The sequence below is a fragment of the Afifella pfennigii DSM 17143 genome (assembly GCF_000688515.1).
GTDB lineage: Bacteria > Pseudomonadota > Alphaproteobacteria > Rhizobiales > Afifellaceae > Afifella > Afifella pfennigii.
Genome location: NZ_JHZK01000003.1, coordinates 60,402 through 74,270, shown reverse-complemented (window position 1 = coordinate 74,270; position 13,869 = coordinate 60,402). Strand labels below are relative to the sequence as shown.

General features: G+C 67.5%; 14 protein-coding genes and 1 other RNA gene. 7 read left to right on the top strand and 8 right to left on the bottom strand.

Annotation, left to right across the window (positions count from 1 at the left end; genetic code table 11):
* The first annotated feature begins 12 nt into the window (after window positions 1-12).
* Together Q331_RS22860 and Q331_RS0103635 are read left to right on the top strand one after the other, a co-directional pair.
* Entirely contained in the window at window positions 13-873 is an 861-nt protein-coding gene (locus Q331_RS22860; RefSeq protein ID WP_051630509.1) for a glycosyltransferase family 17 protein, read from the top strand.
* Between the two features lie 175 nt (window positions 874-1,048).
* A complete protein-coding gene (locus Q331_RS0103635; protein ID WP_026379552.1) occupies window positions 1,049-2,422 on the top strand; it encodes a sensor histidine kinase in 1,374 nt (457 codons plus the stop codon).
* A gap of 19 nt (window positions 2,423-2,441) precedes the next feature.
* On the opposite strand, the gene miaA is transcribed toward Q331_RS0103635, so the two are convergent.
* A complete protein-coding gene (miaA, locus tag Q331_RS0103630; protein ID WP_051630507.1) occupies window positions 2,442-3,356 on the bottom strand; it encodes a tRNA (adenosine(37)-N6)-dimethylallyltransferase MiaA in 915 nt (304 codons plus the stop codon).
* Here miaA and serB point away from each other — a divergent pair.
* Window positions 3,355-4,266, top strand: a complete 912-nt coding sequence (gene serB / locus Q331_RS0103625; RefSeq protein ID WP_026379711.1) for a phosphoserine phosphatase SerB — start codon at window positions 3,355-3,357, stop codon at window positions 4,264-4,266. The genes miaA and serB overlap by 2 nt on opposite strands.
* Entirely contained in the window at window positions 4,263-4,832 is a 570-nt protein-coding gene (locus Q331_RS0103620; protein WP_034490935.1) for a GNAT family N-acetyltransferase, read from the top strand. The genes serB and Q331_RS0103620 overlap by 4 nt, the downstream gene beginning before the upstream one ends.
* A 13-nt stretch (window positions 4,833-4,845) precedes the next feature.
* Here Q331_RS0103620 and Q331_RS19840 read toward each other — a convergent pair whose 3' ends face one another.
* The 7 genes from Q331_RS19840 to Q331_RS0103585 all read right to left on the bottom strand — a co-directional run bounded on the left by Q331_RS19840 (window position 4,846) and on the right by Q331_RS0103585 (window position 11,033).
* Window positions 4,846-6,366 carry a DegQ family serine endoprotease gene (locus tag Q331_RS19840; RefSeq protein ID WP_051630505.1) on the bottom strand — a complete coding sequence of 507 codons (1,521 nt, stop codon included), beginning with the start codon at window positions 6,364-6,366 and terminating at the stop codon, window positions 4,846-4,848.
* 40 nt (window positions 6,367-6,406) lie between these two features.
* Window positions 6,407-6,592 (bottom strand): DUF2065 domain-containing protein, encoded by a 186-nt coding sequence (locus tag Q331_RS0103610; RefSeq protein WP_026379549.1) that lies wholly within the window; start codon window positions 6,590-6,592, stop codon window positions 6,407-6,409.
* Window positions 6,589-7,680 (bottom strand): protease modulator HflC, encoded by a 1,092-nt coding sequence (gene hflC / locus Q331_RS19835; RefSeq protein WP_084174721.1) that lies wholly within the window; start codon window positions 7,678-7,680, stop codon window positions 6,589-6,591. Before hflC ends, Q331_RS0103610 begins: the two co-directional genes overlap by 4 nt.
* Entirely contained in the window at window positions 7,677-8,816 is a 1,140-nt protein-coding gene (hflK, locus tag Q331_RS0103600; protein WP_026379548.1) for an FtsH protease activity modulator HflK, read from the bottom strand. The genes hflC and hflK overlap by 4 nt, the downstream gene beginning before the upstream one ends.
* A 206-nt stretch (window positions 8,817-9,022) precedes the next feature.
* Complete coding sequence (locus Q331_RS0103595; protein ID WP_026379547.1) at window positions 9,023-9,535, bottom strand: dihydrofolate reductase; 513 nt, start codon at window positions 9,533-9,535, stop codon at window positions 9,023-9,025.
* Window positions 9,532-10,326 carry a thymidylate synthase gene (locus Q331_RS0103590; RefSeq protein ID WP_026379546.1) on the bottom strand — a complete coding sequence of 265 codons (795 nt, stop codon included), beginning with the start codon at window positions 10,324-10,326 and terminating at the stop codon, window positions 9,532-9,534. Before Q331_RS0103590 ends, Q331_RS0103595 begins: the two co-directional genes overlap by 4 nt.
* Window positions 10,327-10,388: 62 nt before the next feature.
* Window positions 10,389-11,033, bottom strand: a complete 645-nt coding sequence (locus Q331_RS0103585; protein ID WP_156953251.1) for a TetR/AcrR family transcriptional regulator — start codon at window positions 11,031-11,033, stop codon at window positions 10,389-10,391.
* Between the two features lie 204 nt (window positions 11,034-11,237).
* Between Q331_RS0103585 and ssrA the strand changes: the two genes are divergently transcribed.
* The 3 genes from ssrA (at window position 11,238) to fumC (ending at window position 13,835) form a co-directional block, all read left to right on the top strand.
* Window positions 11,238-11,628, top strand: a transfer-messenger RNA (tmRNA) gene (gene ssrA / locus Q331_RS23370).
* A gap of 113 nt (window positions 11,629-11,741) precedes the next feature.
* Window positions 11,742-12,341: an SspB family protein gene (locus tag Q331_RS0103580; RefSeq protein WP_026379544.1), complete on the top strand. Its 600-nt coding sequence runs from the start codon at window positions 11,742-11,744 to the stop codon at window positions 12,339-12,341.
* Window positions 12,342-12,440: 99 nt separating this feature from the next.
* Window positions 12,441-13,835, top strand: coding sequence for a class II fumarate hydratase (gene fumC, locus Q331_RS0103575; protein ID WP_026379543.1), 1,395 nt, complete (start codon window positions 12,441-12,443; stop codon window positions 13,833-13,835).
* Window positions 13,836-13,869: the final 34 nt, after the last annotated feature.

Here is a 13,869-nt window from a genome sequence, read left to right as displayed (position 1 = left end):
GCAGAAGCCTCGATGCGCCTATTCGACTGTTTCATCTTCAACGACGAGCTGGACGTGCTGGAGATTCGCCTGCGCGAGCTCGGCGATGTTGTCGACCGCTTCGTTCTGGTGGAGGCGAGCGAGACCCAATCTGGCCGCCGCAAGCCATTCTATTTCGAAGAGAACCGGTCCCGCTTCGCGCCTTACTTGGAGAAGATTGTCCATGTGAGCATCGACTTCCCCGATTGCCTGCCCCCGGCGCGCGGCAAGCGCGCCCGCGAGCGCATTTGGGAGCGCGAGCATTATCAGCGCGATCAGATCGCCCGCGGCCTTGCAGAGGCCGCGCCGTCCGATCTCGTTCTCATCTCCGACGTCGACGAGATCGTGCGGGCCGACGCCCTCGCTGCGGTGCGCGATTCCGGCCGCGCCGGCGACCGGCTCACCGTCTTCGAGCTGACCACCCACCGTTTCCATCTCGATCTGTTTTATCCGGACGAGACCTGCCTGTTGTGCTCGCGGCTGCTTGAGAAACGGCATCTTTCGACGCCGCAGCTGGTGCGCATGGCGCAGGCGCGCATCAGCAAGCGCCGCCGCTATCCCGATCCCCTCGGCCAGGCCCTGCTGCGGTTGAGGAACCGCGTTTCCAGCGGCATCGGCCTTCCCGTCGAGATCGTCCCGCAGGCCGGCTGGCATTTCTCCTCCATGGGCGATCTCGCTGCCTTTCGTCGCAAGCTGGGCGCCGTGACGGAGGGCCCGATGGTGACCGCCGCCGGCGTGGAAGCTGCCTATAGGCGCTTTCGTCAGGGCCTTGCGCCCTATCCGCGCGAGCGCCTGCCGGCCTGCGTCGCTTCCGGCGATTTCGACCATCTCCTCGCCGCCGCCCCGAGCGGTTGAAAAAAGAGGCCTCATCTTTGCCGATTACCAGAACGACCTTCCTTTCCCCTCATCGCCGCATGCAAGGTGCCTCGCCGCCCATCCGGCATCGCCAAACTCCGCACTTATGGCCCCAAACGTGTAGACTTCGCCCGCTAATGCGCCCCAGCCACGACCCGCGATCGCTTTAGGAACCATGGACGCCACTCTCCCGCCGAGCCGCTATCAGCGCCTGCGCATGGCCCTGGGCCGCACGCGCAAGCAGATCCTCCTGGCGCGCGTGGCGCTGTTTGCGCTTCTCATCGCCGCCGTGGGCGCCATCCTGTTTCTCGCCCTGCGCGCCGACCGCACGGACGATTGGGTGGAGCACACACTGCGGATGCGCGGCGAGATCGAAGGGCTCCTGACCACCCTGCGCGAGGCGGAAGGCGCCCAGCGCGGCTATCTGCTGACCGGCGATGCCACCTATCTCAACCCCTATCGCCCCGCCGTGACCGTGCTGCCCGATCAGATCGACAAGCTGCGCGTTCTCCTGGCCGACGATCGCGCCCAGACCGCCCGGCTCGACGCGGCCTCCACGCTCTTGCGCAGCCGTGTTGCGGAGATGAACGAAACCATCGAACTCTTCGCTTCCGGTCGCCGGGAAGAGGCGCGCAGGCGCGTGGAGGAGCAGGGGCGCGCCGTCTCCAACGGCATCGTGCAGCAGCTCAACGAGCTCGACGCGGAGGAGGTGCGCAACCTCGCCCTGCGCCAGGCGCGACAGCGCCAGGACCGCGACCTTCTCCTCATCGCCATCGTCATCGCCCTGCTCGCCACAGGCGGACTGGCGACGGCGCTCCTGCGCGCCGAGCGGCTGCATGTCGCCGAGCTCAACGCCGCCAACGCCTCGCTGGAGGAGCGCGTGCGCGCCCGCACCGCCGAACTGGAAAGCGAGCGCCATCGCGTGGAGACCCTCCTCAGCGACGTCAATCACCGCGTCGGCAACAACCTGTCGATGGTCTCCTCCATCCTCGCCCTGCAGGGGCGCAAGACCGACAATGGCGAGGCGCGCGCGGTCCTCGATGCGGCACGCGAGCATATCGGCGCCATCGCCTCCGCCCAGCGGCGCCTGCATCTTCTCGCCGGCCGCGACACGGTGCGGCTCGATACCTATCTGGAGCCCCTTCTGGAGGATTTGCAGGAGCTCCTGGCCGGCCGCGCCGTCGCCCTGAAGCTCAATGCGGAGCCGCTTGAGCTGCGCAGCAAGGATGTCGTCTCCATCGGCATCATCGTCAACGAGCTCGTCACCAACGCCATCAAGCACGCCTTTCCGCCGGGCGAAGAAGGCACGGTGCTGATCCGCGCCCGGTCGGTGAGCGAGCCCGGCCCCGGCTACGTGGTGGAAATCCTCGACGATGGCATCGGCTATCACGAGAAGGAGGGGGCGGGCGAGCAGGAGGGGCTTGGCCGCGTCATCGTCATGTCGATGTCCCACAGCCTCGGCTCCGAGATGCAGACCCTGCCCGCCGACCCCTCCAACGCGGAGCGCCCCGGCACGTTGCACCGTCTCTTCGTGCCCTCCAAGGCGTGAGCCCCGCCGACGCGCCGGCTCAAGGGCCGAGCGCCGTCCAGCCCTCGCCGAGCTGGTGCCGCAGCCAGGTAAGCTGGCGCTTGGCGTAGCGCCGGCTTTCCCGCTGCGCCTCGGCCACCGCCTCGGCAAGGCCGATCTCGCCTGCAAGATGGGCCATCAGCGGAGGCACGCCGATGGCCTTCATCGCCGGCAGGTCGGGGGCAAGGCCTCGGGCGCGCAGCGCCCGCGCCTCCTCCAGCGCCCCCGCCTCCATCATCGCCTCAAAGCGCGCCTCGATGGCGCCGTAGAGCGCTTCGCGCTCCGGCAGCAGGACGAAGCGCCGGCCCTCCGGCACCGGCGCGCCCGCCCGCCCGGCGCGCCGCCATTCCAGGATCGAGCGCCCGCTCGCCAGGAAGATCTCCAGCGCCCTTGCCAGTCGCTGCGTGTCGGAGGGCCGGATGGCGGCGCGTGCCTGCGGATCGACCTCGGCGAGCCGCTCCGCCAGACCCGCCGGCCCCGCTCGCGCGGCGAGTTCTCCCACACGCGCCCTGACCTCGGCCGGCACCTTCGGCATCGGCGACAGCCCCTCCGTCAGCGCCTTGAAGTAAAGGCCCGTGCCGCCGACAAAAATCGGAGTCAGCCGCAGCTCCCGCGCCTCTTCCAGCGCCGCCGCCGCCTCGCCGAGCCAGCGGCCGGTCGAATAACGCTCGGCGACGTCGACATGGCCGAAGAGCCGATGCGCCACCTCGCCGAGCTCATCCTGGCGCGGGCGCGCCGTCAAAATCTGAAGGTCGCGATAGACCTGCATGGAATCGGCGTTGATCAGCATCGCCGGTCGCTCAAGGGCCGCCAGTTTCTCGGCGAGGTGGAGGGCGAGCTGCGTCTTGCCGCTCGCCGTCGGCCCGGCTATCAGCACCACCTCTCCCGCCCCGATGTTTTCAGGATCGATCCGCATGTCCTTTGTCCTAACCCTGATCGGCTGCAAGGCGAAGGCGCCGCTCCATGAGGCGCTGCTGGATGCGGTGAAGGCCGCCCTCCACGCGGCCGGTCTTCAGCCGGGCGAGACGCATTGGCTGTCGGCTGAGGAAGCCTGCGACCTTGCCTTTGCGGGCGATCCGGCCGCCGCCCTTCAGGCGGCGCGCGGCGCCATCGGCGAAGCGCCGGTCGACCTTGCCGCCCTGCCCGCGGAGGGGCGGCGCAAGCGGCTCCTCATCGCCGACATGGATTCCACCCTCATCGACCAGGAATGCATCGACGAGCTCGCCGCCGAGGCCGGCCTCGGGGAGAAGGTCGCCGCCATCACCGCCCGCGCCATGGCCGGCGAGATCGATTTCGAGCCGGCCCTGCGCGAGCGCGTGGCGCTTCTGGAGGATCTGCCGGTCGCCATCGTGGAGCGTCTGCTTGCCACCCGCATCACCTTGAAGCGCGGCGGCGCCACCCTTATCGCCACGATGCGCGCTCACGGCGCCCATACGATCCTCGTCTCCGGCGGCTTTACCGTCTTCGCCGCCGAGATCGCCCGCCGCCTCGGCATCGACGAGATCCACGCCAACAAGCTCCTGGAAGCGGATGGCCGTTTCACCGGCAAGGTCGCCGAGCCGATCCTCGGCCGCGATGCCAAGCTTGCCACGCTGAAGGCGGCGCTCGCCCGTCTCGGTCTTCAGCCGGCCGAGGCGCTCGCCGTCGGCGACGGCGCCAACGACGCCGCCATGGTCCGCCATGCCGGCCTAGGCGTGGCGCTGCACGGCAAGCCCGCCCTGGTGCGCGAGGCCGACGCCGATATCCGCCATGGCGATCTTAGCGCGCTTCTCTATCTTCAGGGCTATCGCCGCGACCAATTCTGCGTGCCGACGGAGACGACGTGACAAGGCTTCGCAGCGAGCGCCTCATCCTGCGGCCTTGGGAGGAGCGCGACCGAGACTTCTGGGCCGCCCTCAACGCCGACCCTGAGGTCATGCGCTTCTTTGAGAAGGTGCGCAACCGCGCCGAATCGGACCGCGTCTTTGCGCGGCTTGAGGCGCATTTCGTCCGCCACGGATTCGGCTTCTGGGTGCTGGAGCGCAGGCTGGACGGCGAGGCGGTCGGCTTCACCGGCCTGCAACACGTCGATCGCGCCCTGCCCTTCGCCCCGGCGGTGGAGATCGGCTGGCGGCTGAAGCGCAGCGCCTGGGGCGAGGGCTATGCCAGCGAGGCGGCCCGCGCCTGTCTCGCCTATGCCTTCGATGTCCTGCGGCTTGAAAAAGTCGTCTCCTTCGCCGTGCCGGCCAACGAGGCCTCTCTGGCGGTAATGCGGCGCATCGGCATGCAACGGGCTCCGGAACTGGATTTCGACCACCCGTTCCTGCCGCGCAATTCGCCGCTGCGGCGCCATATCACCTGGCTGATCTCTGCGGAGGAATGGCGGCGCGCCGGCGCAGCCGGCGGCCCGTAAAGCCTTGCAGGCCCTATTGCGGCGAGGAATCCTCCGCCGCATCCGGCTCCGGCTCCAGCCGCAGCGCCACGAAGCGTAGCTGCCCGCCGGGGCTTGCCACCAGAAGCAGCGCCGACTGCCGGTCCTCGCCGCGCAGCTCCGAAACCCGGCGGGTCACGTCCTCGGGCGTGGAAACCGCCTCCTGGCCGACCTCCACGATGACGTCGCCGGGCTGGATGCGGTTCTCCTCCGCGGCGCTGCCCGGCTCCACATCGGTAACGAGCACGCCCCGCGTCTCGCTGGGAATGCCGAATTCGGCGCGCGCATCCGGCGTCAGCCGCTGCAGCGCCAGGCCGAGCGTCATGGTGGCGTCTTCTTCCTGCACATCGGGTCCGCTATCCTCGCCGCTGCGGCCGGCGATCAGCTGCTCTTCCTCTTCCAGCCGGCCGAGCTCTGCGCGCACCGTCAGCTCCTGGCCCTTGCGCAGCACGGTCACCTCCACGTCCTTGCCCACCGGCGTATCGGCGACGATGCCCGGAAGGTCGCGCATGGAGGGAACCTCTCTGCCGTCGAACTCCACGATGACGTCGCCCGGCACCAGCCCCGCATCGGCCGCCGGCCCGCCTTCGGTAACGCCGGCGACGAGCGCGCCCTCCGCGCTGTCCATGCCGAGGCTTTCGGCGATCTCCTCGGTGACTTCCTGGATGCGCACGCCCAGCCAGCCGCGGCGCGTCTCGCCGTATTGGCGCAGCTGGTCGATGACCGGCACGGCGATCTCCGCCGGCACGGCGAAGCCGATGCCGATCGAGCCGCCGGTCGGCGAGATGATGGCCGTGTTGATGCCGACCACCTCGCCGTCGAGATTGAAGAGCGGCCCGCCGGAATTGCCGCGGTTGATGGAGGCGTCGGTCTGGATGAAGCGGTCGTAGGGGCCGGAGTTGATGTCGCGCTCCAGCGCCGAGACGATGCCGACCGTCACCGTGCCGCCGAAGCCGAAAGGATTGCCGATCGCCATCACCCAGTCGCCGATCCTGAGCCTTTCAGAATCGCCGAAGCGCAAAGCCTGCAGCGGCTTTTCCGGCTCCACCTTGAGGAGCGCCAGATCGGTCTTGGAATCGCGCCCGATGACCTCCGCCTTCAACTTGGTGCCGTCGGCGAAATTGGCGATGATCTCGTCGGCCTCGGCGATGACGTGGTTGTTGGTGACGATGATGCCGGAAGGATCGACGACGAAGCCGGAGCCGAGCGACTGCACCCGCCGCGAAGGCTGATCGCCCTCGTCCTGATTGCGGTTGAAGAAATCCTCAAAGAATTCCTGGAAGGGCGAGCCCTCCGGCACTTCCGGCACGGGAATGCCGCGCGAGGCGCGCACGCGCTGCGAGGTGGAGATATTGACGACGGAGCCGAGAAGGCCCTCCGCCAGATCGGCGAAGCTGTCGGGGGCCGGGCGCGCCTGCGCCAGGCCGAAGCCGCCGCTTGCCATCAGGGCCAGCACCAAGAAGAGGCGCAATATCGCCTGCCTCGCCCGCTTGATGCGGAAAACTGCCTCGCTCATGGCTCACCTCCACCTGCCGGACCCTCGCCCGGCTCGCCGTTCACGCCCGTGCCAGCCATACGATTGCCACGCCGAGCACCGCCGAGACCAGCCCCACGGTACGAAGCGTGTCCGAAGGGCTGGCGACGGCCTGTTCTGCGACACGCTTCATGAAGTCGGGAAATAGCGCATAAAGCGCGCCTTCCAGGGCAAGAACGAGGCCGAGGGCGACGAAGATGTCGCTCATTGCGTCGTCGTCGCCGATCCTGCCTCGCCCTGTTGTGCCGTATCCGACGCCCCGTTCTCAACCGCCCCGGTCCCTTCCGGCGGCAGGGCGCCGCCGTCGGTGCCGCCGGGCGGCAGCGTGTCGAGCGGCGGCAGCGGCTCGTCCTGCACCTCCGGCGCGATCCGCGGCAGCGGCGCGTCGGCACCCGGACCGCCCGCGCCCGGGCTGGCTGACTCAGCACCTGCCAGAGCGTCGCGGAAATAGCGGAAGAACTCCGAATCCGGCTGCAGCACCATGGTCGTGCCGGTTCCCTCGATCGCCCGGTTATAGGCGAGCATGGAGCGGTAGAACTCGAAGAACTCCTCGTCCTGGGTGAAGGCGCGGGCGAAGATGGAGTTGCGCTGCGCATCGCCCTCGCCGCGCAGAACCTCCGAATCGCGGTTGGCTTCGGCCACCGTCACCTGCGCCTCGCGGTCGGCCTCCGCGCGGATCCGCGCCGCTTCCTGCGTGCCGCGGGCTCTGAGCTCGGCGGCTTCCGCCAGACGCTCCGCCTTCATCCGGTCGAAGGTTTGCTGCGAGACTTCCGGCAACAGGTCGGTGCGCTTGATACGCACATCGACGATTTCGATGCCGAGATCGGCGGCGAGCGGGCGAAGCTGATCGCGCACGTCGCGCATCATCTCGATGCGCTGGTCGGAGAGCGCCGCCTCGAAGGAGCGCTGGCCGTAGACCCGGCGCAGCGAGGCGTCGAGACGCGTCTGCAGGTTCTGCTGGGCGATTTGCAGGGAGCCCGAAACGTTCTCGCGGAACTCCGCCGGATCGACGATGCGGAAGGCGACGAAGGCGTCGACGAGATAGCGCCGGCCGTCGCGCACCTGCACGCGGATGTCCTCGATCTCGAAGGAAAGGATGCGATCTTCGATGATCTGCACCGTCTCCACGAAATTGGTCGGGATCTTGAAGTAGATCCCCGGCTCCTTGATCACCCGGGTGATCTCGCCGAAGCGCAGCACCAGCGCCTGCTGGCGCTCGTTGACCACGAAGACGGACGAATAGACGAGGATGAAGAGCACCGCCAGGACGGCGAGGATGATCCACAAGCGTCTCACTGCGAGCCTCCCTGGCTGGTGCCGGTCGCCGTCGTCTGGCCGCTGCTGCGGCTCTGGGTGGAGCGGTCGCGCTGGAGCTCGTTGAGCGGCAGATAGGGCACCACGCCCTGCTGGCCTTCGCCCGTCTCCAGGATGACCTTGTTGGAATCGCGCAGGACTTCCTCCAGCGTCTCAAGATACATGCGCTTGCGCGTCACCTCCGGCGCCAGCCGGTACTCCGCGAAGATGGACAAGAAGCGCTGCGCCTCGCCTTGCGCCTCCGCGATGGTGGATTCCTTGTAGCCGCGGGCCGCCTCGCGGATTTGCGAGGCCTGGCCGCGCGCCTCGCCCAGGCGCCGGTTGGCGTATTGCTCCGCCTCGCGCTGGAAACGGTCGAGATCCTGCTGGGCGCGCTGCACCTCCTCGAAGGCGTCGGCGACTTCGGCCGGCGGATCGGCCCGCTCCAGCTGCACGCCGACGACGGTGATGCCGGCGCCGTAATCGTCGAGCGTCGTCTGCAGCTGCTGGCGCACCGCCTCTTCCACTTCCGCGCGCCGCTCCGTGCGCACTTCCTCGGCCCGCGAACGGCCGACATATTCGCGCATGGCGCTTTCGGCGATGCGGCGCACGAAGGCTTCCGGATCGGCGACGTTGAAGAGGAATTTCTTCGGCTCTGAGACCCGCCAGATGACGGAGAAGACGACATCGACGATGTTCTGGTCGCCCGACAGCATCAGGCTGGCATCGCCGCTGGTGCGGTTGGTGCTGGTGCCGATGGTCTCGCGGCGCTGGCGGATATTGACGATCTCCACCGTCTCCAACGGCCACCAATGGAAATGCAGGCCCGGCCCGGCCACGTCGTCCTTGGGCTGGCCGAAGACCAGCTCCTGGCCGAGCTCGTCCGGCTGCACCTGATAGACCGCGTTGGTCAGCCAGATGGCGACGAGCACGATGACGATGAGAGCGGCGATCGCCTGATTGCCGCGCCCGCCGGAGGGAAAGACGCTCTTCAGCCGGTCCTGGCCGCGCCGGATAAGGTCTTCCAGATCGGGCGACTGGGGGCCACCTTGCGGCTGCTGCGGACCGGAGCCCCAGGGCCCTCCGCGATTGCCGCCGGACCCGCCCCAGGGACCGCCATTATTGTTGTTCCAGGGCATTCAGCCTCCTCGTTACGCCCGGCCCCAATCCGGGCACGAGCCACCCCAAAGTGTCGCGCGGGTTATAGGTAACCGCAGCCAGCCCTTCAACGGAGCGGCGATGATAAAGCGGGCCGTTCGAGCGATATGTCGCCCGCATGCGGCGAGCGATGGTCCGCAAATGGGCATTTTTGCCTGGGCACGCAAGAACGAAGCCGGCAAAAGCCTCAGCCCCGCTCCAAGATGGTGAAGACCGCGCTTGCCGTGTCGCCCTTTCGCGCCGTCAGCGCCTCGCGCGCCACCTCGCGCCACGGACCCCTGTCGAAATCGGGAAAGAAGACGTCGCCCTGCGGCTCCGCCTCAATTTCGGTGAAGTAGATGCGCTCCGCTTGCGGCAGCGCCTCGGTGAAGAGCGAAGCGCCGCCGATCACGCAGATTTCATCGGCGCCGAGCCGCTTCGCCGCGGCCTCGCCGAGGCGAATGGCCCCCGCGAAGCTGTGCGCCACCTCCACGCCGGGCGCCGCGAAGGTCGCGTCGCGGGAAAGCACGATATTGGCGCGCCCGTCGAGCGCCCCCGGCAGGCTCTGGAAGGTACGCCGCCCCATGATCAGCGGCTTGCCCATGGTCGTGGCGCGAAAGCGCGCGAGATCCGCCCGCGAGCGCCATGGCAGCCCCCCTTCCCGGCCGATCACCCCGTTCCTGGCGACGCCGACGACGATGGCGAGCGGCACCTCGCTCACACCGCCACCTTGGCGGCGATATGCGGATGCGGGTCGTAGCCGAGGAGATCGAAATCCTCGTAGACGAAATCGAAGATGGAATGCACGTCGGGGTTCAGCCGCATCTCAGGCAGCGCCCTCGGCGCGCGCGTCAGTTGCAGCTTCGCCTGCTCGATGTGGTTCAGGTAAAGATGCGCATCGCCGAAGCTGTGGATAAACGCGCCCGGCTTCAGCCCGCTCACCTGCGCCATCATTAGCGTCAGCAGTGCGTAGGAGGCGATGTTGAAGGGCACGCCGAGAAAAATGTCGGCCGAGCGCTGGTAGAGCTGGCAGGAGAGTTTTCCCTCCGCGACATAGAACTGGAAGAGGCAGTGGCAGGGCGGCAGCGCCATCTTGTCGACATCGGCCGGGTTCCAGGCGGTGACGATCAGGCGGCGTGAATCAGGATTGGAGCGAATGCCCTCAACCACCTGAGCGATCTGGTCGATCTGCCGTCCGTCCGGCGCTGCCCAGGAGCGCCATTGCCGGCCGTAGACGGGGCCGAGATCGCCGTTTTCATCGGCCCATTCGTCCCAGATGCGCACCCCGTTTTCCTTCAGGGTGCGGATGTTGGTGTCGCCGGCGAGGAACCACAGAAGCTCGTGGATGATGGATTTCACATGCAGCTTCTTGGTCGTCACCAGCGGAAAGCCGTCTTCGAGCTCAAAGCGCATCTGATGGCCGAAGACCGACAAGGTGCCGGTGCCGGTGCGGTCCTCCTTCTTCGTGCCTTCGCCGAGCACGCGCGCGAGCAGGTCGAGATATGGCTGCATGGGGGCAATCTAGGGCGATTCTTCGCCGTGGGCATCGCCGCGGCAAAAAGCTTCCCCAGCCATCACAGAAGCGAAAGCTGGCCGTTGCCCTTTCCCGTCGTTGCCGGCGCGTCCAGCCCGGCAAGGTGGCAGGCGACGAGGTGCTCGATGGTCGGGCGCACGCTGTCGAGGCGGATGGTTCTGAGGCGGCCGGTGGCCGATAGGATGAGGAGCCCGTGCATGGCCGCCCACAGGCCGCGCGCCGATTGCCGGGCACGCGCCGCGTCAATGCCCGTGCCATGCGCCGCGATGGCCGCCTCGATGCCCGCGAAGAGGCGGTCGATGGAGGCCTGATGGGGCGCCTCCGCCCCGCCCTCCGGCATCTCGCTCTCGAAGACGGCGAGCCAGCGCCGGCGATTGGCCTGGACGAAAGCCATGTAGCGGTCGGCGAAATCCATCAGCACCGCGCGCGTCGGCCGGCCCTGCGCCTTCACCCCGGAGATCGCCGCTGCAAGGTCGGCGAAGGTGCGCGCGTTCACCGCCGCGATCAGCCCCCCGAGATTGTCGAAGACGTTGTAGGTGGTGCCGACGGCGACGCCGACCTCCGAGGCGACGCGCCGCGCGGTGACGGCGCCGACGCCCTCCTCGGCGATGATCCTCTCGGCGGCCTCGATCATGGCCGCCTTGAGATCGACGCTCCTGCGCCTCGCGCCTTTAGCTTCAGCCAATGCACCCTCCAACGCCCCTTCATTAGCCCAAGGCCGCGGCCCTTGCCACGCAGACTTGAACAACGTTCAGGGGAAAGCTGACAAGAACATCGTTCATGAACGATGTTCACCACTCGAATGAGGGAGACAAGGATGATCGCCTGTTCGCTCAGACCCTTTGCATGGATGGCCCCTGCGCCGGCAAAGCCTTCCCTGCCCCCTTACGCCTTTGAAATCGCCGCCGCCTTGGCCTATATTCGCGGGTGCCGGGGCAACCCGGCTATGGCGATAAATGGTCTGCGTAATAAGCCTATCGGACCCGGGGGCGGTACCCGGCGCCTCCACCATCAACGGCCCAGGGCGCGACCTGGCAAGGCCCGGCGACGACGATCAAGGGCCGCTGCTGATGGGGGCGAAATAGGATCGACGAGGGTGTAAAGGCAGCGCTTTCGCCCGGCATGGTTCCGCCGTTATCGGGCCGTTTCAATAGTTGCCAACGACAACTATGCTGAGGCTCGTCTCGCTGCGTAATGCAGCCTGACTGCTTCGATTGAAGCCCTGGCGGTTAGCCCCGTCAGGCGGGGTCCGGAGGCACCTGGCAACAGAAGCCTCCAATTCCTTACCTCCACCCCGGCTCGCATCCCACCCGGTGCAGAAAACTGTGCCGTGGCAGCCGGAAAGCGGCCGAGCCATATTGCTCGTCGCCCCTGCGCGACCTACCTTTCAGCCATGGCGGCCGACCTTATCCGATACGACGTTCTCACCCAGGAAGCCCTGCGCGGCGTCATCCGCAAGGTGATTGCCGAAGTGGCGCAGACCGGGCTTCCCGGCGAGCATCATTTCTTCATCACCTTCGACACGCGCCATCCCGGCGTCAGGATCTCCTCGCGTCTGAAGGCGCAGTATCCTGAAGAGATGACCATCGTCCTGCAGCATCAGTTCTGGGACCTTTCCGTCACCGATACGACCTTCGAGGTCGGCCTTTCCTTCAACGGCGTGCCGGAACGGCTCCTGGTGCCGCTGCGCGCGGTGAAGGCCTTCGTCGACCCGCATGCCAGTTTCGGGCTGAAATTCGACGTGCCTTCCGCGGACAATGAGATGTCGGCGGAGGCCGGCCCCGATACGCCCCTCGGCGAGCTCGGCCCGCCTTTGCCGAGCCCGCTGCCGCCGGCCATCCTGGAGCCCGGCGCCGGCGAGGCCGCGCCCTCTCCCTCCGGCAAGAAGAAGAAGGCCGCTCTCGCGAAGGAGGGCGCCGCCGGTCCGGAAGATGCCGAGGCCAAGGAGGGCGCCGAGGTCGTCTCGCTCGACGCCTTCCGCAAGAAGAACTGAGGCCCTGCGCGGTCGTCGCGCCACGCCGGATAGCTCCCTCTTGCTCCTTTGCTTCGCGGATGGGAAAAGGCGGCGAACCCGCCGCATCTGCAGAGTGAAATGACCCAAGACACCCGCACTGAGACCGATTCCTTCGGTCCGCTCCAAGTCCCGTCCGACAAGTACTGGGGCGCGCAGACCGCGCGCTCGCTGAAGAATTTCGACATCGGCGCCGAGCGCATGCCGCGCCCGCTCGTCCGCGCCCTCGGTCTCGTCAAATGCGCCGCCGCGGAGGTCAATCGCGATCTCGGGCAGCTTGACGCCAAGCTCGCCGAGGCGATCTCCGCCGCCGCCCAGGAGGTCGCCACCGGCAAGCTGAACGATCATTTCCCGCTCGTCGTCTGGCAGACCGGCTCCGGCACCCAGTCCAACATGAACGCCAACGAGGTCATCGCCAACCGCGCCATCGAAATCCTCGGCGGCACGCTCGGCTCCAAGGAGCCGGTGCATCCCAATGATCACGTCAATCGCGGCCAGTCCTCCAACGACACCTTCCCGACGGCCATGCACATCGCCGCGGCGGAAGAGATCGTCCACCGCCTGATTCCGGCCGTGGAGCATCTGCGCAGCGCCCTCAACGGCCGCGCCAAGGCTTTCGCCCAGATCATCAAGATCGGCCGCACCCACACCCAGGACGCGACGCCGGTGACGCTCGGACAGGAATTCTCCGGCTATGTGGCGCAGCTCAGCTACGCCCTGGAGCGCATCCGCGAGGGCGTCGACTATCTCTTCGAGCTCGCCCAGGGCGGCACCGCCGTCGGCACCGGCCTCAACGCCCATCCCGATTTCGCCGAGAAGTTCGCCGCCGCGGTCGCCGAGGCGACCGGCCTTCCCTTCCGCACGGCGCCGAACAAGTTCGAGGCGCTCGCCGCCAACGACGCCTATGTCAACGCCCATGGCGCCGTGAACACGCTCGCCGTGTCGCTGTTCAAGATCGCCAACGATATCCGCCTTCTCGGCTCCGGGCCGCGCTCCGGCCTCGGCGAGCTCATCCTGCCGGAGAACGAGCCCGGCTCCTCCATCATGCCCGGCAAGGTGAACCCGACCCAATGCGAGGCGATGACCATGGTCTGCGCGCAGGTGATGGGCAACAACACCACCATCACCTTCGCCGGCAGCCAGGGCCATTTCGAGCTCAACGTCTACAAGCCGGTCATGGCCTACAACATGCTGCAGTCCATCGACCTTCTCGCCGGCGCCTGCCGCTCCTTCGCCGATAATTGCGTTGCCGGCATCAAGGCGAACGAGGCGCGCATCGACGAGCTGATGCGCCGCTCCTTGATGCTGGTGACGGCGCTGGCGCCGAAAATCGGCTACGATAACGCCACCAAGGTCGCCAAGGAGGCGCACAAGAACGGCACCACCTTGAAGGAGGAGGCGGTTCGGCTAGGCTTCGTCAGCGAGGCGGAGTTCGATGCGATCGTGCGACCGGAGAAGATGATTGGCCCGCACTGAGGAGCATTGAAGGGCAGGCGAACGGGAGGCGTGG